We start from the raw sequence: 17,145 nt of genomic DNA on the forward strand, positions 1-17,145 counted from the left end.
GCAGAGGGCGAGGCTCGCGGACTTGCTTAGACTTGGCTCCCATGAAGTCGGGGACGGTAGCGCGCTGGGCGGTCGCGGCGGCGGCGCTCGGCGTGGCAGGGGCCGAGGTGATCGCCACCGGATCGGCCGCGTGCGTACCCGCGGCGCTGGCCGCCGTCGTCCTGGCCTGGGGCCGGAAGGGCTTGCGTCCCTGGGCGCTCATGGCCGTCGCGGCGGTGTCGCTCATGGCGACGGCCGATCCCGCGGCGGCCACGTCGAACCGCGCCGCGGCGTGGTGGATCGCCGAGACCGCCGTGCTGATCGCATTGGTCGCGTCAGGTTCGCGCAGGGCCGCAACCGGATTCGAGGCGGCGGCCCTCATCGCGGCCATTGTCGCGATAGGACTGTCGCCGCTGCGGGTCGGCCTGCGCATGGACCCGCCCGCCGCCCCGGAGGAACTCGCGCTCCTGGTCGTGCTGTGGACGGCCGCGGCCGCCGCGGCGGCGTCCTTCGGTCGCCTCCTGCGCCGCCAGCGGGCCGAACGGGACCGGGCCGTCGGCGAGGCCCGCCGCTCGCAGCGGCTGTCGCTGGCCCGGGACCTCCACGACTACGTCGCCCACGACGTGACCGGCATGGTCGTGCAAGCCCAAGCGGCGCAGATGGTCGGCGCTCGCGAACCCGCGCACGCCCTGGCCGCGCTCGCCCGCATCGAGACCGCCGGACTCCAGGCGCTCTCCTCGCTCGACCGCACGGTCCTGCTCCTGCGCGAACACGACGACCTCCTCCGCGATCCCGGCGACGGCTTCACCGACATCGCGGTCCTGGCCCGGCGGTTCGAGGAGACCGGCGGAGCGAGGACCGCGTTCGTCATCGACCGCGGCCTCACCGGCCTCACCGTCCCCGAACCGGTCCGCGCGCTCGCGCACCGCGTCGCGGCCGAAGCCCTGACGAACGTCCGCAGGCACGCGCCGGACGCCGCCGAGGTTCGGATCTCCTTGAGCCGCCTCCCGGACGCCCTGGCGGTCGAGATCGCCAACGACCTGCCGACCGTCGTCAATGGACAGACGAGCCGGATCGCGGGCGGGAGTGGACTGCGCCAACTGGAACGCTCGGTGGCCGACCTCGGCGGGAGTTTCGCGGCCGGACCGGTCGACGATGCGACCTGGCGGGTGTCGGCGGTGCTGCCGCTATGACGATCCGCGTCCTCATCGCCGACGACCACGACCTGGTCCGCCACGGCTTCCACATGATCCTCGACGCCCAACCGGACATGACCGTGGTCGGCGAGGCCGCCGACGGCGAAGCGGCGCTCGCGGCGGCCCGTCGCCTCGGCCCCGACGTGGTCCTCGCCGACATCCGCATGCCGCGACTCGACGGCCTCGGACTCCTCAAGCGCCTCAACGAGGCGTCCGTCCCCGCGAAGGTCATCGTCGTGACGACCTTCGACGACGACGATTACGTGCGCGCCGCCTTGGATGCGGGCGCCGCCGGGTTCATCCTCAAACGCTCGGGTCCGACGCTGCTGATAGAGGCCGTCCGCGCCGCGGTCGCCGGAGACACCCTCATCAGCCCATCACTCACGGTGCGGCTCCTGACCGGCCTCGCCGGACCCAAGCCCCTCCTTGAGGACGGCCCCACCCTGTCCGAGCGCGAACGCCAAGTGGTCGAACTCCTCGCCGCCGGCAAATCCAACCCCGAAATAGCCGCAGCGCTCTTCATCTCCCCAGGCACCGTCAAGACCCACATAGCCAACGCCCAACGAAAGACCGGCACCCGCAACCGAGTGGCGATAGCAGCCTGGGCCTGGAAGACCGGCCTCGCCACCCCCTGACCGACCAGGCCGGCCCGGCCGCGGGCGTCGAATGGCGCGGCATCGCGACCCACGAAGCGCTCAATACGTTCCAGGCCCACCACCGACTTCGAGGTCAGCGCGTGGGCGGGGGATGAACGCCGCGACGATCACGCAGACCAGCGCCGCGCCGAGTCCGAGGGTGAGCGTGAGGAGGAAGCCGCCCTCGCTCGGCCCGGCCACGCCGCCGACCGTCGTGACGGACTGGGCGAGGATCGCGCCGCTGGCGGCCGCGGCGATGCTCGTGCCGAGCGAGCGCATCAGCGCGTTGAGCCCGTTCGCCGCCCCGGTCTCGTGCGCCGGGACGGCCTGCATGATCAGCGCGGGCATCGCCGCGTAGCCGAGGCCGACACCCGCACCGAGCACGACGTTGACGACGAGGATCTGCCACGCCTCGGCATGGAACATCAGCGCGATCCCATAGGCGAGGGCGAGCACCGCAGCGCCGACGATGAGCAGCGGCTTCGCACCCCAACGCCGCTCGACCCTGCCCGCGACGGGCGACAAGGCCATCATCGCCAGACCCGCGGGCGCGAGGATGAGCGCCGCCACCGTGAGCGTCAGCCCCAGCCCGATGCCGGTCGCCCGTGGCAGCACGAGCAGCTGAGGGAACACCACGTTCGACGCGAAGAGCGCGAAGCCCATCGCGACTGAGGCGAGGTTGGTGAGCAGCACCGGTCCGCGCGCACTGACCCGCAGGTCGACGAGCGGGTCCTTCACGCGCAACTCGATCACGCCCCAGATCGCCAGCACGAGCACGCCGCCGACCAGCAGCGTCAGGGTGCGCCCGTTCCCCCACCCCCAATCACCGCCTCGCGAGACGGCGACGAGCACACCGACGAGCCCGAGCGCGAGCCCGACGATCCCGACGACGTCGATGCGCCCCGGTGAGCGCTGCGTGCTGGAGGGCACGAAGACCGCATAGGCGAGGTAGGCGAGCACGGCGATGCCGGCCGCCACCCAGAACAGCGCGTGCCAGTCGAAGTTCTCGGCCACGACCGCGCTGACCGGCAGGCCGAGCGCGCCGCCGACGCCGAGCGTCGCACTGACGAGTGCGATGCCCGAGCCCAGCTGCCGCCTCGGCAGCACGTCGCGCAGGATCGAGATGCCCAACGGGATGACGCCGGCCGCCATTCCCTGCAATACCCGCGCGATCACCATCGTCACCACGTCGTTCGAGAGCGCGGCGAGGACGGCGCCGACCGCCTGGAGCAGCAGGAGGGCCATGGCGACACGACGCTTGCCGAACATGTCGCCGAGCCGGCCGGCGACGGGCGTGCAGACCGCGGCGGCCACCAGCGTCGCAGTGATCACCCACGCGGTGTTGCCGCTGGTGGTGTTCAGCAGCTTCGGCAACTCACCCTGGATCGGAATGAGGATCGTCTGCATGAACGACGCCCCGAGACCCGCGAAGGCGAGCACGGCGACGATCACCCCCGCACGCTTCGGCGCGTCGTCGGCTTCGCGCGTCCCGCCGCCATCGGCGCAGGCCAGGGTGACGTCCGGGATCGGAGTCGGGGTCGGTGTCTGGGCCATCGGTCGTTCATCCGTCTCTTCTGATCGTGATTGCTGTGAGACTTCGTCTCAGGCAACAGACACCGTATCATCATGTAGATTTCAGATCATGACCAACAAGGTGCGCGACCGCAGCCGCGAGATCCTGCGCGCCGAGTTCGCGGACGCCGCGGCCACCTTCTGCGCCGAACACGGCTTCGACGAGGTCACGGTCGACGAGATCGCACACGGCATCGGCGTCTCGCGCGCGACCTTCTTCCGCTACTTCGCCTCGAAGGAGGAAGCGGTGGTCTCCGCCGCACGCGGCTCCGCCGAACGCGCCGGCGCCTTCGCGCAGCGGGTCGCGCAGACCGCCGACGCGGCCGAGCCCGGCACGACCGTGTGGGCGATCATGCGCACGGCCGCCGAGCCGATGATCGACACGGCCGAGACGCGCGGAGACCCGCTGCGGGCGCGCATCCGCATGATCACCGATGTGCCCTCACTCAAGGGACACCTCGCCTCCCAGCGGCGCAGCGAGCAGTCGGCCGTCGCCGAGGTGCTGCGCGGGTATCTCGGCGACGACCGCGCCGCCCGCGCCCTCGCCGCCGCCGGAGTCGCCGCCGTCGACCTCGCCTGGCAGGAATGGGCTCGCACGCCCGACTCGAACCTGCGCCCCCTGCTCGACGCCTACTTCACGGCGCTCGGCGACGTCGCTGCGACGAAGCTGGGCTGAGCCGGTTCCGGGCCGCGCGAGGCGCAGGGGCGTCGACGCCTACGGGCAACTCAGAGAACGGATCCCGCGCCGCTCGCGTCGGCGAGGTAGGACCAGACGTTCGCCGCGATCCCGGGAACCGGATTCGCGGTCGCCCGGTTCGCGTCGATCCGGATCGGCGCTCCTCGCGTGCCGCGGGCGGGTCCGTAGAACTCGCCTCCCTCTGCGTGAGGATCCGTCAGCGCGCGGACTCCCGACCACGCCGCGGCGTCCTTGCCCTGCGCCCAGGGGGTGTAGGGGTTGCGCTGATAGCGCACGGTCTCGTCTCGGATGCCGGTCCGGCGCGGTGTCTTCGCATCGACCCCGACCCCGGGGTGGGTCAGGATCGACGAGACGGGCAACCCCGCGGCGCGGATGCGTCGATCGAGCTCGTAGGCGAACACCTCGGTGGCCGTCTTCGCCTTGACGTACGCCGCGATGCCGGTTCGCGGCGTGCGGTCCAAGGCGTCCACTCGCATGGGGAACTGTTTCACGAAGCCGGTCGAGGCGTGGACGATGCGGCTGTGGCCGTGTTCGCTCCCCTGCTCGCCGAGGCGCGGGAGCAATCGCGAGACGAGGGCGACGTTGGCCACCACGTGGGCGCCGAGCAGCAACGGCAGCCCGTCCTCGGTGATCGCCTTGCCGGAGAACTGCATCGGCCCGCCGTTGAGGAAGATCCCGTCCAGACGCGAGAAGGCCGCGAGCCGCTCGGCCGCCGCCGCGACGGACGCCAAGGACGCGAGATCGACCTGCACATGGTGCGTCACCGCATCCGGTACCCGCTCTTCGATCGTGGCGCTCGCCCGGCGCAGCTTCTCCGCGGATCGCGATGCCAGCACGACCTCGGCGCCGGCAGCGGCGAGCTGCTCCGCGGCGAAGTATCCGATCCCTCCCGTCGCGCCGGTGACGGCGTACACGCGCCCGGTGAGATCGGGCAGTCGATGCGGGTTCCACGTCATGCGATCCTCCAATACGGATAACTTATCCGTTTAAGGTAGCACAAGCGGATGGCCCATCCGCTTTCGCTAGGATGACCGAATGCCCGCCATGAGATCGGACGCGGCCCGCTCCCGCACGCGCATCCTTGAAGCGGCGCGAGGGCGCCCGTCGGACACCATCCGCCTCAACGACCTCGCCCGCGAGACCGGACTCGGTGTCGGAACGGTCTACCGGCACTTCGCGACGGTGACGTCGCTGATCGAGGCCCTCAACATCGACGCCCTGGAGGAGTTGGCCGGGGCCGCCCGGCGCATCGCCGAGTCGTCCACGCCCGGCGCGGAGTTCGTCGACCTGGTCCGAAAGGGCGCGGAACTACAGCTGGTGCGCGACGGGCTGAAGGAACTGCTGATCGCGGAGGACGTCTCCGCCGAGGTGCGCGCGCTTCGCGACGAGTTCCATCGCGCCGCCTCCGTCGCGCTCGACGCCGCGATCGCCGAGCGACGGATCCGTCCGGACCTCTCGATCGAGCACATCCAGCAGCTCGCATGCGGCGTGGAGTACGCCGCCCGCCTCGGTGATCCGAGCGACCACCCGCTCCTGCTCGACGTCATGGTCAACGGGCTTCGCCCGCACGACGAGTCCACACGCTGAAGCGAGCGCACGAGCGCTCGGTACTCCCCGCATCATCGGCGAGCCGCCCTTGATCGCGCCGTGATCGTGAGGCAGCGCCCTCGCCCCGAGGAGCCGCTCGACGGACTACTGCGTGAAGGGCAACGCTGCTGTGGCAAGTGTGAGCGCGTCGACCTCGCGCACCAGAGGCGACTGCGCGAGCGGCAGCGCCCGCCAGAGGACGAGGCCGTTGACGACGCTGAGGAGGAAGTGCGCCCTGGCCGTGTTGTCGCCCTCTTCGAGCGCCCCCTGCTCGACCAGGACCGAGAGCCACGTCTCGACGCGACGCGCGGCCTGTTCGTCGAAGGCCGCGTAGGTGGCGCGGACGTCGTCGGGCGCGTCGAGGCTGATGTAGTTCTGGAACATCTCACCCCATAGCGCCCGAGCCTCGTCTCCCGTGCCGATGGCGGCGACGAGCCTGCCCAGGTTGTCGATGAGGCGCTGCCGCGCGGGCACCGCCGTGTCGTGGATGCGGTCGTCGGGCATCGCCGACTCGTACATCGACGCGAGGACGGCGTCGAGCAAAGCGCGCTGTGTCGGGAAATGATGCCGCAGCGTTCCCATGCCGACACCCGCCCGCTCGGCGACGGCGCGCACCGTCAGGCGCTGCCCCGCTCCCTCTTCCATGATCGACGTGGCTGCGTCCAGGATCTTGCGTCGCGTGCTCATGGGCCCTCCCGTGTTCTTCGAACCGAAGCAGCACCACGTTAGCACATTGTGCTACCGTACGTGTTAGCACAATGTGCTAGTCATTGAGCTCGACAAGCGTCGCCGGTGACTACCCGTCCGACCGCACACGCCGTGCGGCATACACGCACTTCAAAGGAGGGACCTCATGATCGAGACCCTGCAGGACTTCACCCAGTCGTTCCCCGACTGGCTTCAATGGTTCGCCGTCTTCCTGGTCGCCACCATCCCGTTCGTCGAGTCGTACACCGGGACGCTCATCGGCGTCGCGATCGGCTTGCATCCGGCCGTCGCGGCGAGCGCGGCGATCGCGGGGAACGCCGCGGTGGTCGTACTCATCGTCTTCCTCTCGCGCCGGATCCGACGACGTGTCCGATCGACGCCCGAGCCGGCGACGACCTCTCCCGGACGCGAGCGCGTCGGCCGCCTGTTCCAGCGATTCGGGATCCCTGGTGTCGCGCTCATCGGCCACCCCACGCAGATCTCGTCCGCGGCGATGGTCGGTTTCGGCGCGAACCCCAGCAGGGTCCTCGCCTGGGAACTGGTGTCGGTGGTGGTCTGGGGAGTCGCCGTCGCGGTCCTCGGCGGACTGGGCATCCAGGTACTCGGGCACTAGAGACTTCACACGAAAGGAACGCATCATGCGCAGAAAGCACAGATTCCCCGCCCTCCTCGCCGCCGCACTCGTCCCGGCAGCACTCCTGGTGTCCTGCACGACGGAGGCCACCACGGACACCGCTGAGACGGCGCCCGATCTGAGCCGCTTCTACGACCAGGACCTGCGGTTCGAGTCCTGCGAAGGCTATGCCGTCACCGAACTTCAGGAGACGACGTTCGCCGCCGTCACCCGCGCCGAGTGCGCCCGCCTGACGGTTCCGGTCGACTACGACCGCCCCGACGACGGCACCACGGAACTCGCCGTGACGCGGATGGCCGCAAGCGGGGACGCGAAGGGCTCGGTGATCGTCAACTCGGGCGGCCCCGGCGGTTCCGGCCAGTTGCAGGCCATCATCGCCTCCGTCGGTCTGAAAGACACCGCCATCACCGAGCAGTACGACATCGTCGGCTTCGATCCGCGCGGTGTGTCGGCGTCGTCCCCGGCCATCGACTGCTTTTCCGACGAGCAGAACGACGAGACCGGGATCGTGTTCCCCGCCGGGGTCCTCCAGGGCGCTTGGACGGCGGCGGACACGGAGGCGATCGCCGACGAGTGCGTCGAACGCACCGGCGGCGAGCGGTTCCTCGCCGAGGTCGGCACGCCGAACGTCGCGCGCGATATGGACATCCTCCGAGCGGTCCTCGGCGACGAGAAGCTGACCTACATCGGGCAGAGCTACGGGACGCGGCTGGGCGCCGTGTACGCGGAGATGTTCCCCTCGAAGGTCCGCGCGCTCGTCCTCGACGGCGCCCAGGACCCGACCTTGCAGACCGCCGAACGGAAGGTCACTCAATACGCCGGGTTCCAGCGTTCCTTCGACCTGATGGCCGACGCCTGCACTCAGACCCCGGACTGCGTCCTCGGACAGGACCGCGATCAGGCGCTGATGCGGTTCCAGGAGATCGTCCGCCCGCTGATCGATGAGCCCGCGACGACCAGCAGCGGCCGGACCGTGGACTTCAACACGGCGATCGGCGCCGTCATCGGCGGGCTCTACCAGTCCACGACCTGGCCCGCAGTACAGGCCGGGATCGCGGAGCTGACGCAGGGCAAGGGCGACACACTGCTCGCCCTCGGCGACGGGTTCGCCGAACGCGGCTCCGACGGGGTCTGGTCGAACTACCTCGAGGCGAACGTGGTCATCAACTGCATGGACGAGCAGCGCCGTACCCCCGAGCAGGAGGAGGAGCTGCGCGCGCAGATCTGGGAGGAAGCCCCGTTCCTGGACCCGGGAGAGAGCGTCGAGGGCGCGCGCGACGGCTGCGAGGCCATGCCGGGCGACACCGAGCTCACCTACCCGTACGCGCAGGACATCACGGGCCTCCCCGCCACCCTCACCATTTCCATCACGGGCGACCCCACCACCCCGTACGAGGGCGGCGTCACCCTGGCCGACACCCTGGGCGGCACCCTCCTCACCGTAGAAGGCGAACAGCACACCGTCGCAATGAGCGGCGCGAACGCATGCGTCAACGACGTCGTCAGCGAGTACATCGTCGACCTCAAAACCCCCGACGAAGGAGCCACCTGCACCCTCGACTGACCGTCGCAGTGCCCTCCTCGCCCCGAACCGGTCCCAGGCACAGGGCAACAAAATAGGGACCTTCAACAAGAAGGTCCCTAATGTACTCAATATCTGTGGAGCTTAGGGGATTCGAACCCCTGACCTTTTCCATGCCATGGAAACGCGCTACCAACTGCGCCAAAGCCCCTTGGTGTGGTGTTCCGGAAGGTCGGAGACCTTGGAACCCGCATAAGTTTACACAGGGGCGCGGGGTGGGGCCGGGGTGGGGGCGGAGATGGGGGTCACGTTTGTGAGCTGGGGTTTTGTGGGCCCCTCTCGGGAGAGAGGGGCCCGGTGGCTAGTTCCAGTTGAGGCCGGGGGCGTAGCGGCGGGGGCGGAGTTTGGCGATCAGTTGGGCCGCCACGTCGAAGAGGCGGCCGGTGGAGCCGGGCGGGCCGACGAGTTGGACCGTGGCCGGGGCGCCGTCCGAGCGCATGCCGACCGGGACGACGAGGGCCGGCAGGCCCGCGAGGCCGAAGGGCGCGGTGAAGGTGGCCGTGCCCGCGAGGTGGGTGACGTTGGCGCGCAGCGTGTCGGCCGACCAGTCGCGGGCCGCGGGCGGGGCCGCGGGCAGGCCCGGGGTGATCAGGAGGTCGTAGTCCTCCTGGTCGAACCAGTCCTCCAGGTGGCGCCGGACCCGGTTGCCGTCGCCGAGCACGCCGCCGAACAGCCCCCGCAGGTACGTACGCTCGCCGACCGAGACGAGCCGCCGCGTGCGCCGCTGGAGCCCGTCGGGCCCGCATTTGAGGCTGCGCAGGTACGCCGCGCACGTCCACGCCCCCGAGGACGCCGAGGTCAGCCGCGCCCCGAAGCGCGGCTTGGCCCGGAACGTGTCGTGGCCCAGGTCGGTCAGCGATCGCACGGCTTTGAGCAGCCACGTGGTGGCGTCCTCGTCGACGCGGGCGGGCAGCGGCGCGGCGTTCGTGGCCGCGATCCGCAGCCGCCCGGGGTCGCCGGTGCCGCGCGGGGCCCGGTGCGTCAGCGCCGCGTACGCGAGCGCGGCGTCCTCGACGGTGGTGGCCATGACGCCGACGTGGCCGCCGAGCCAGTGGTCGGGGTCGGCGTCGATGTCGGCGGGCACGTGCTCGGGGCTGTACGCCACGATCCCGCAGGCCGCGGCCGCGGTGCGCACCCCGCCGGCAGAACCCGGTCCGTCGAGTCCGATGCCGATCGGGGCCGCGCCGGTGGCCACCGCCAGAGCGGTGCCGCCGGAGGGCCCGCCGATGCCGCGGTCGGGCCGCCACGGGTTGGCCGGGACGTTGCCGTCGTCGTCGGTCGCGGGCCACAGCCCCAGTTCCGAGGAGCGTCCGAACGCCACCACGACCGCGCCCGCGCCCCTGATGCGCTGCACCGCTTGGTGATCGGTGTCGGCGATCGGCAGGACCGCCGCGTTGGAGCCGAGCCTGGGCGCGTGCCCGGTGACCGGCAGCTGCTCGCAGACCGCGACCGGGACCCCGGCGGCGGGCAAAGAGTCGCGGTTGTCGATCTCGTCGACGGCCGCGGCCTCGGCGAGCGACTCGATCTTGCGGACCCCGGTGAGGGCGCCTTCGCCCTCGCGGTGGTCTTCGATGCGCTGGAGGTGGTGGTCGACGACGATCGCGGCGTCGGCGTCGCCGCGCCGGACCGCCTTGGCTATCTGCTGCGCGGTGGTTCCCGACCAGCTCACTGCTCGTCCTTCTTTCTCGCGGGGGTTGGCGGTGACGGGGGCGCGGACTCGGTCCGCGCCCGCCGGCTAGCCGAGCGCCTGGCGCAGGTCGGCCAGGAGGTCGTCGGCGTCTTCGATGCCGACCGAGAGGCGCACGAGGTCGGCGGGGACTTCGAGCGCGGAGCCGACCACGGACGCGTGGGTCATGCGCCCGGGGTGCTCGATGAGCGATTCGACGCCGCCGAGCGATTCGCCGAGGATGAACACCTCGGTGCGCCCGCACACGTCCAGGGCCGCCTGCTCGCCGTCCTTGTGCCGGAACGAGACCATGCCGCCGTAGCGCTTCATCTGCTTGCCTGCCAGGTCGTGTCCCGGATGCGTGGCCAGGCCCGGGTAGCGGACCTCCGCGATCTTCGGGTGGCCCGCGAGGTATTCGGCGACGCGTTCGGCGTTGTCGCAGTGGCGGTCCATGCGCACCCCGAGGGTCTTGATGCCCCGCAAGGTGAGGAACGCGTCGAAGGGGCCGCCGACCGCGCCCATCGCGTTCTGGTGGAAGCCGATCTTCTCGGCGAGTTCGTCGTCGTTCACGATCACCGCGCCGCCGACGACGTCGGAGTGCCCGCCGACGTATTTGGTGGTCGAGTGGACCACGATGTCGGCCCCCAGCGCGAGCGGCTGCTGGAGGTAAGGACTCGCGAACGTGTTGTCCACGACCACGGTCACGCCCGAGCGGTGCGCCAGGTCGGCGATCTGCTCGATGTCGGCGATGTTGAGCAGCGGGTTGGTGGGGGTCTCGACCCACACCATCTTGGTGTCCGCGTTCATGGCCGAGGCCAGGTCGGTCAGCGGGGCGGCGGTGTACCGCAGGCCCCACTTGGCCGCGACCTTGTCGAACAGGCGGAACGTGCCGCCGTAGGCGTCGTCGGGGATCACCACGTGGTCGCCGGGGGCCAACAGCCCTCGCAGGATCGCGTCCTCGGCGGCCAGCCCGGACGCGAACGCGAAGCCGTGCGAGCCGCCTTCGATCGCGGCCAGCGAAGCCTCCAAAGCGGTGCGCGTGGGGTTGCCCGAGCGCGAGTACTCGTACCCGCCGCGCAGCCCCCCGACGCCGTCCTGCTTGTAGGTCGAGGTGGCGTAGATCGGCGGAACCACCGCTCCCGTAAGCGGATCGGGCTCCTGCCCGGCGTGGATGGCGAGCGTGGAGAACCCGTGGCCCCTGACGCCGCCCGTGACAGAGGTGGACCCTGTGCCTTCATGCATGCCCCTACGCTAACCGACGCGAGTACCGATGCAGTGTGATAGGCACGCTATCGTGCAGTGTCAACACTTCCCGGCTTCACAGATCGAACCAACCTCACGGAGGGGACGCCTCATGGGCTTCGACGAAGTACACAAGATGGACATCACCGGCGACGGCGTCGACGACACTGTCGGCGTGCGGCGCAACGAGGACGGCTCGGTCGAGTACCACGTGGACGTGGACGGCGACGGCGTGGCCGACCTCAAGGCCGTGGACGTCGACGGCGACGGCGTGATCGACCACGTGCTCATCGACCAGGACGGCGACGGCGTGTACGACACGGCCGCCGTGGACGTCGACGGCGACGGCCAGCTCGACGCCAGCGCCGAGAAGTAGCGCCGCCGCAAGGCCATCCGGAACGACTTCGCGCCGCGGGCGCCCCGATCTCGGGGCGCCCGCGGCGTCGTCTTCACTGACTGTTCACTTGGGGCCGAGGGATTCAGGCCTCGGCGCGCTCGGATTCGGAGCGCTCGACGCAGAACTCGTTGCCTTCGGGGTCTTTGAGGGTGACCCACCCGGTGCCGTCGGGCCTGCGGTGGTCCTCGTAGAGGGTCGCGCCCAGGGTGAGGAGCCGCTCGACCTCGTCGTCGCGGGTGGTGTCGGGGACCAGGTCGAGGTGCAGGCGGTTCTTGACGCTCTTTCCCTCGGGGACGTTGATGAACAGCAGCCCGGGGTCCTCGCCGCCGGGGCCGATGAAGTTCTCCTCGTCCTCGGGCGCGTTCGGGTACTTCGGGTTCTCGACGTAGCCGGTGACCGCCGACCAGAACTTGGAGAGCGTGTAGCTGTCGCGAGCGTCGAAGGACACTTGTCCGATCTTTGAAACCATCCGCACACCGTAGCGGCATCGGGCGACGCCTGGCGAACGTCTTTCCCCCGTGACAGACTTGCCGAATGAGCATCGTGCATCCGGTCCTGAAGCACCCGATCGAGGGCTCGCCGGGCCCCGACGCCCAGATCGCCTACTTCGGGATGGGCTGTTTCTGGGGCGCGGAGCGGCTGTTCTGGCGGGTGCCCGGCGTGTGGACCACCTCGGTGGGCTACATGGGCGGCAACACCGAGAAGCCCTCGTATGAAGAGGTGTGCACGGGCCTGACCGGGCACGCCGAGGTCGTGCGGGTCGTGTTCGACCCCGCGCTGGTCGCCTACGAGGACCTGCTCAAGGTCTTCTGGGAGAACCACGACCCGACGCAGGGCATGCGCCAGGGCAACGACATCGGCACCCAGTACCGATCCGTCGTCTTCACGACCACGCCCGAGCAGCAGACCGCCGCCGAGGCCAGCCGTGAGGCGTTCGCGCCGGTCGTGAGCGCGGCCGGGCTGGGCGCGATCACCACCGCGATCGTCCCGGCGGGCGCGTACTGGCTCGCCGAGCCCTACCACCAGCAATATCTGCACCACAATCCGAACGGATACTGCAATCACGGCCCCAACGGGCTCTCGTGCCCCGTCGGGGTCGTCCGCGCGCAGGTCGACGTCGAGCCGCCGCGGGCCTGACCGGGAATTCCCTCCAGTACCGACCCATCCGCGACGCGCCCCGCTCCGAACCATCCGCGAGTACTCGAGACGGGAGCGCGATGACATCCGACCAAGGCAGCGGTGCGGCACGCCGTGAGCAGCCGCGGCTGACCGCCGTCCCAGGCGAGGCCGCCGACACTCCCGAGCAGCTGCTGCATCGCACCGCGCTGGGCGACGAGGACGCGTTCGCGCAGCTCTACGACCTGACCGCGCCGCGCGTCTACGGGCTGTGCCTGCGGGTGCTGCGCGATCCGGCCCAGGCCGAGGAGGTCGCGCAGGAGGTCTTGATCGAGGTGTGGCGCACCGCGACCCGCTTCGACGAGCGCCGCGGTTCGGCCAGTGCCTGGGTTGCCACGATCGCGCATCGCCGCGCGGTCGACCGGGTGCGTTCGGCGCAGGCCTCGGGCGATCGCGAGCGCCGCGCGGCCGCGGCCGACGCGCCCACCGAGGAGGGCTACGACGCGGTGGCCGAGGCCGCCGCGGTCCGCCTCGAACACCGGCAGGTGCGGCGCTGCCTCAAGACCCTCACCGAGCTCCAGCGGCAGGCCGTGACGCTCGCCTACTACGGCGGCCACACGTACCGCCAGGTCGCGGTCCTGCTGGAGGCCGCCGTCCCCACCGTGAAGTCGCGCATCCGCGACGGACTGGTGAAACTGCGCGACTGCCTGGAGGTGGCACGATGAGCGCCGACGTCCACACCCTCATCGGCCCGTGGGTCCTCGACGCGGTCGACGAGGACGAGCGCACCCTCGTGGAGCGCCATCTCACCGAGTGCGCCGAATGCGCGGCCGAGGCCGCCGAACTGCGCGAGACCGTCGCGCGCCTGTCCGACGTCACGATCGCCGAACCGCCCGCGGGCCTTCGCGACCGGGTGCTGCACGCCGCGCACCGGACCCGCCAGGAGGCCCCGCCCGCTCCCGCTCCCGAACCGGCGCGCGCCCGGCCCCAGCGGCGCCGGGTCAGGATGCCGCGCTGGCGTCTGGCGCTGGGGGCCGCGGCGATCGCGGTGGCGGCCGCGTTCGCGGGGATCGTGGGGACGGTGGCGGTGCTCCAGTCCACGACCGAGCAGGACCGGGTCGCGACGGTGCTCGAAGCGGCCGACGCCGAGGTCGCCTACCAGGAGGCCGAGGGCGGCGGGCGCGTCACGGTGATCGCTTCGGAGTCGCTCGACGACGCGGTCGTGGTCGTCTCCGACCTCGCCGCTCTGAGCGAGGACCGCGCGTACCAGCTGTGGCTGGTCGACGCGGAAGGCCAGCAGTCGGCGGGCGTCATGGACCCGGGCGACTCCTCGGCCACGATGCTCGTCGAAGGTCTCGGCGACGCCGACCTCATCGGCGTGACCGAGGAACCGGCGGGCGGCTCGACGAGCCCGACGCTCCCGATGATCGCCGACGTGGCCTTGCCCGCGTAGCGCCGCAGGTGGGGCCGCTCCTCGCCGAGCGGCCCGCCCGGGCGGGTTCGCTGGGGCGAGCCGGTCGCGTCGGGTGAGTTCTGGTCGCTTCCGCGCCCGCGTAGCACCGAGGGCGGCCCGGTCGGGCGGAATCGTTCGGGCGAGCCGGTGGCGACCGGCGGAAGCGTCGCGTTTCGTCGGGCGCGGCGCACCGTCGACGCGCGAGGCGAGTACCTGTCGCTTTCGCGGGAACGCGGCGGGTTTTGCCGGTCGGTGCGGACGTACCGCGCTTCGGCCGGTCGGCCACGGCGGGCCGGGCCGGTTTCACCGGTCGGCGCGGGTGGCGCAGGACGCGCTTCGCCGCCGGGCCGCCGCCTTCGCCGGGCGACTACGACCACCGCAAGCGGGCCGGATCTTCGGATCCGGCCCGCTTCGTGCCTGCTCACGGCATTGATCCGAATTTCTTCGGGCCGGGACCCATCCGGGGGCGGTCCGGCCCCGAATCGGGGGCATGAAGGCGAAACTGACAGCGGCTCTGGCCGGCATCGCGTGCGCCGCCGTGGCATTGGCCACCGCGCAGCTCGCGGCCGCGGCCATCGCTCCCGGGAGCGCGCCGGTGGCCGCGATCGGGGCCGCCTTCATCGACGCGACGCCCGAGCCGCTCAAGGAGTTCGCGATCCGCGCGTTCGGCGAGTACGACAAGCTCGTGCTCCTCGGCGGGATCGCTCTGGTGCTGCTCGTCCTCGCCGCGGTGACCGGGGTGCTCGCACGCCGCCGCGTCGCCGTCGGCTATATCGTGCTCGCCCTCCTGGGCGTGGCGGGTGCGGCAGCCGCCCTCACCCGTCCCGCCGCCGGGCCCTCGTGGGCCCTTCCGTCCCTCGTCGGGGCCGCGTGCGGTGCCCTCGTGCTCGGTGTGCTGCTGCGGGAGAGAGCCGCCGCACCGGTCCCGGGCCGCGTGGTCGACCGCCGCGGGGTGCTCATCGCCCTGGCGGGGGCCGGTTTGGCGGGGGCGGCCGGATGGCGGCTGAGCGGGACTTCGGACCTCGAGTCCGCCCGCGAGGCGCTCCGGCTGCCCCCGCCGACCGATGTGGGCCCGGCCGGGACCGGCCTGGACGTCCCCGGGATCACCCCGTACCTGACCCCGAACTCCGACTTCTACCGCGTCGACACCGCCCTGGTGCTCCCGCGCGTGCTCCCCGACGACTACCGGCTCAAGATCGGCGGCCGCGTCGCCAACCCCATGGAACTCTCCTATCAGGACATCCTCGACCGCGGCCTGGTCGAACGCGAGATCACGATCTCCTGCGTCTCCAACGAGGTCGGCGGCACCCTCGCCGGGAACGCCCGCTGGCTCGGCGCGCCCCTGGCCGACCTCCTCGCCGAGGCCCGCCCCGAGCCCGGCGCCGACCAGGTCGTCTCCCGCTCGGCCGACGGCTGGACCGCGGGCACGCCCACCAGGGCCTGCACCGACGGCCGGGACGCGCTCATCGCCGTGGGCATGAACGGCGAGCCGCTCCCGCACCAGCACGGCTTCCCGGTGCGCATGATCGTCCCGGGCCTGTACGGGTACGTCTCGGCCACGAAATGGCTGGTCGAGATCGAACTGTCCTCCTTCGACGACTACGACCCGTACTGGGTCGAGCGCGACTGGGCCGCCCAGGCCCCGATCAAGACCTTCTCCCGCATCGACTCCCCCAAGCCCCTGGGGACGATTCCGGCCGGGCCGGTGGCCGTGGCCGGGGTCGCGTGGGCCCAGCGCAGGGGCATCGAGCTGGTCGAGGTCCGCGTCGACGAAGGCGAGTGGACCGAGGCCGAGCTCGCGCCCGTCATCGGCCCCGACACGTGGCGTCAATGGCACCTGACCTGGGACGCCGAACCCGGCCGCCACAAGCTCGAAGTGCGGGCGGCCGACACCGAGGACCTACAGACAGAGGAGCGGCAGCCGCCGTTCCCCGACGGCGCGACCGGGTGGCACTCGGTCGTCGTCACCGCCGAATGAGACCCGGGGCCAAGGCCCCGACCAACACAGAAAGGCAAGAACGATGAGCAATCGACTCCTGAAGCGCACCGGAGCGCTCGTAGTGGCCGCCGGGTTCGCGTTCGCCCTGACCGCTTGCGGTTCGGACGACGGGAACGGCGACGCCGAGGACACCACCTCGACCGAAGAGGAGATGACCGAGGAGCAGACCACCGAGGAGGACATGGCCACCGGCGAGTTCGGCGCCGCCTGTTCCGCGGTGCCCGCCGACGGCGAGGGTTCCTTCTCGGGCATGGCCGACGACCCGGTCGCGACCGCGGCGAGCAACAACCCGGTCCTGTCCACACTGGTCACTGCTGTGACCGAGGCCGACCTGGTCGACACGCTGAACTCCGCTGAGAACATCACGGTGTTCGCGCCGACCGACGACGCGTTCGCGAAGATCCCCGAGGCCGACCTGAACGCGGTCCTGGCCGACCAGGAGACGCTGACGAGCATCCTCACCTACCACGTGGTGGGCGAGCGCCTCGCGCCCGAGGACCTCACCGGCACGCACGCCACGCTCCAGGGCGAGTCCCTTGACGTGACCGGCTCCGGCGAGGACTTCACCGTCAACGGCGAGGCCGCGGTGGTCTGCGGCAACGTGCAGACCGCGAACGCCACGGTCTACATCATCGACACGGTCCTCATGCCGTAAACCGATACGCTGCCGGGGCCGTCCAGT

At 71.1% G+C, this 17,145-nt stretch carries 18 protein-coding genes and 1 tRNA gene; 12 read left to right on the forward strand and 7 right to left on the reverse strand.

All coding sequences use genetic code 11. The annotated features are described in order from the left end of the window. Positions 1–41: 41 nt before the first annotated feature. Both AB0B28_RS18070 and AB0B28_RS18075 read left to right on the forward strand, forming a co-directional pair. Positions 42–1,172, forward strand: coding sequence for a histidine kinase (locus AB0B28_RS18070; RefSeq protein WP_360122408.1), 1,131 nt, complete (start codon positions 42–44; stop codon positions 1,170–1,172). Continuing rightward, positions 1,169–1,810, forward strand: coding sequence for a response regulator transcription factor (locus tag AB0B28_RS18075; RefSeq protein ID WP_360122411.1), 642 nt, complete (start codon positions 1,169–1,171; stop codon positions 1,808–1,810). Before AB0B28_RS18070 ends, AB0B28_RS18075 begins: the two co-directional genes overlap by 4 nt. 60 nt (positions 1,811–1,870) lie before the next feature. On the opposite strand, the gene AB0B28_RS18080 is transcribed toward AB0B28_RS18075, so the two are convergent. Continuing rightward, positions 1,871–3,364: an MFS transporter gene (locus tag AB0B28_RS18080; RefSeq protein ID WP_360122414.1), complete on the reverse strand. Its 1,494-nt coding sequence runs from the start codon at positions 3,362–3,364 to the stop codon at positions 1,871–1,873. 88 nt (positions 3,365–3,452) lie between these two features. Between AB0B28_RS18080 and AB0B28_RS18085 the strand changes: the two genes are divergently transcribed. Next, complete coding sequence (locus tag AB0B28_RS18085; protein ID WP_360122417.1) at positions 3,453–4,058, forward strand: TetR family transcriptional regulator; 606 nt, start codon at positions 3,453–3,455, stop codon at positions 4,056–4,058. 50 nt (positions 4,059–4,108) lie between these two features. Here the strand turns inward: AB0B28_RS18085 and AB0B28_RS18090 are convergent, their stop codons facing one another. Then, positions 4,109–5,035 (reverse strand): SDR family NAD(P)-dependent oxidoreductase, encoded by a 927-nt coding sequence (locus AB0B28_RS18090; protein WP_360122420.1) that lies wholly within the window; start codon positions 5,033–5,035, stop codon positions 4,109–4,111. Positions 5,036–5,114: 79 nt separating this feature from the next. Between AB0B28_RS18090 and AB0B28_RS18095 the strand changes: the two genes are divergently transcribed. After that, complete coding sequence (locus AB0B28_RS18095) at positions 5,115–5,666, forward strand: TetR/AcrR family transcriptional regulator (protein WP_360122423.1); 552 nt, start codon at positions 5,115–5,117, stop codon at positions 5,664–5,666. A gap of 105 nt (positions 5,667–5,771) precedes the next feature. Here the strand turns inward: AB0B28_RS18095 and AB0B28_RS18100 are convergent, their stop codons facing one another. Then, entirely contained in the window at positions 5,772–6,353 is a 582-nt protein-coding gene (locus AB0B28_RS18100; protein ID WP_360122426.1) for a helix-turn-helix domain-containing protein, read from the reverse strand. Between the two features lie 166 nt (positions 6,354–6,519). Between AB0B28_RS18100 and AB0B28_RS18105 the strand changes: the two genes are divergently transcribed. Further along, complete coding sequence (locus AB0B28_RS18105) at positions 6,520–6,987, forward strand: hypothetical protein (RefSeq protein ID WP_360122429.1); 468 nt, start codon at positions 6,520–6,522, stop codon at positions 6,985–6,987. A 25-nt stretch (positions 6,988–7,012) separates the two neighbouring features. Further along, positions 7,013–8,572, forward strand: a complete 1,560-nt coding sequence (locus AB0B28_RS18110; protein ID WP_360122432.1) for an alpha/beta fold hydrolase — start codon at positions 7,013–7,015, stop codon at positions 8,570–8,572. A 96-nt stretch (positions 8,573–8,668) separates the two neighbouring features. Here the strand turns inward: AB0B28_RS18110 and AB0B28_RS18115 are convergent. The 3 genes from AB0B28_RS18115 to AB0B28_RS18125 form a co-directional block, all read right to left on the reverse strand. Further along, positions 8,669–8,741 (reverse strand) — tRNA-Ala (locus tag AB0B28_RS18115). A 150-nt stretch (positions 8,742–8,891) separates the two neighbouring features. Next, positions 8,892–10,259: an amidase family protein gene (locus AB0B28_RS18120; protein ID WP_360122435.1), complete on the reverse strand. Its 1,368-nt coding sequence runs from the start codon at positions 10,257–10,259 to the stop codon at positions 8,892–8,894. 66 nt (positions 10,260–10,325) lie between these two features. Then, the gene (locus AB0B28_RS18125) at positions 10,326–11,498 is read right to left on the reverse strand and encodes a cystathionine gamma-synthase (protein ID WP_360122438.1); all 1,173 of its coding nucleotides are present in this window, start codon (positions 11,496–11,498) and stop codon (positions 10,326–10,328) included. A 112-nt stretch (positions 11,499–11,610) separates the two neighbouring features. Here AB0B28_RS18125 and AB0B28_RS18130 point away from each other — a divergent pair, with 112 nt between their 5' ends. Then, positions 11,611–11,874 carry a hypothetical protein gene (locus AB0B28_RS18130; protein WP_360122441.1) on the forward strand — a complete coding sequence of 88 codons (264 nt, stop codon included), beginning with the start codon at positions 11,611–11,613 and terminating at the stop codon, positions 11,872–11,874. A 103-nt stretch (positions 11,875–11,977) separates the two neighbouring features. Here AB0B28_RS18130 and AB0B28_RS18135 read toward each other — a convergent pair whose 3' ends face one another. Beyond that, positions 11,978–12,343, reverse strand: coding sequence for a VOC family protein (locus AB0B28_RS18135; protein ID WP_360122444.1), 366 nt, complete (start codon positions 12,341–12,343; stop codon positions 11,978–11,980). Positions 12,344–12,429: 86 nt separating this feature from the next. Here AB0B28_RS18135 and msrA point away from each other — a divergent pair, with 86 nt between their 5' ends. From msrA to AB0B28_RS18160, 5 genes are all read left to right on the forward strand, one after another. Beyond that, entirely contained in the window at positions 12,430–13,032 is a 603-nt protein-coding gene (msrA, locus tag AB0B28_RS18140; protein ID WP_360122447.1) for a peptide-methionine (S)-S-oxide reductase MsrA, read from the forward strand. Between the two features lie 80 nt (positions 13,033–13,112). Further along, the gene (sigK, locus tag AB0B28_RS18145; protein WP_360122450.1) at positions 13,113–13,736 is read left to right on the forward strand and encodes an ECF RNA polymerase sigma factor SigK; all 624 of its coding nucleotides are present in this window, start codon (positions 13,113–13,115) and stop codon (positions 13,734–13,736) included. Continuing rightward, positions 13,733–14,464, forward strand: coding sequence for an anti-sigma factor (locus AB0B28_RS18150; protein ID WP_360122453.1), 732 nt, complete (start codon positions 13,733–13,735; stop codon positions 14,462–14,464). The genes sigK and AB0B28_RS18150 overlap by 4 nt, the downstream gene beginning before the upstream one ends. Before the next feature lie 490 nt (positions 14,465–14,954). Further along, the gene (locus AB0B28_RS18155) at positions 14,955–16,442 is read left to right on the forward strand and encodes a molybdopterin-dependent oxidoreductase (protein ID WP_360122456.1); all 1,488 of its coding nucleotides are present in this window, start codon (positions 14,955–14,957) and stop codon (positions 16,440–16,442) included. A 43-nt stretch (positions 16,443–16,485) separates the two neighbouring features. Beyond that, positions 16,486–17,118, forward strand: a complete 633-nt coding sequence (locus tag AB0B28_RS18160) for a fasciclin domain-containing protein (protein ID WP_360122459.1) — start codon at positions 16,486–16,488, stop codon at positions 17,116–17,118. Positions 17,119–17,145: the final 27 nt, after the last annotated feature.

The organism is Glycomyces sp. NPDC046736 (genome assembly GCF_040645615.1).
Lineage (GTDB): Bacteria > Actinomycetota > Actinomycetes > Mycobacteriales > Micromonosporaceae > Glycomyces.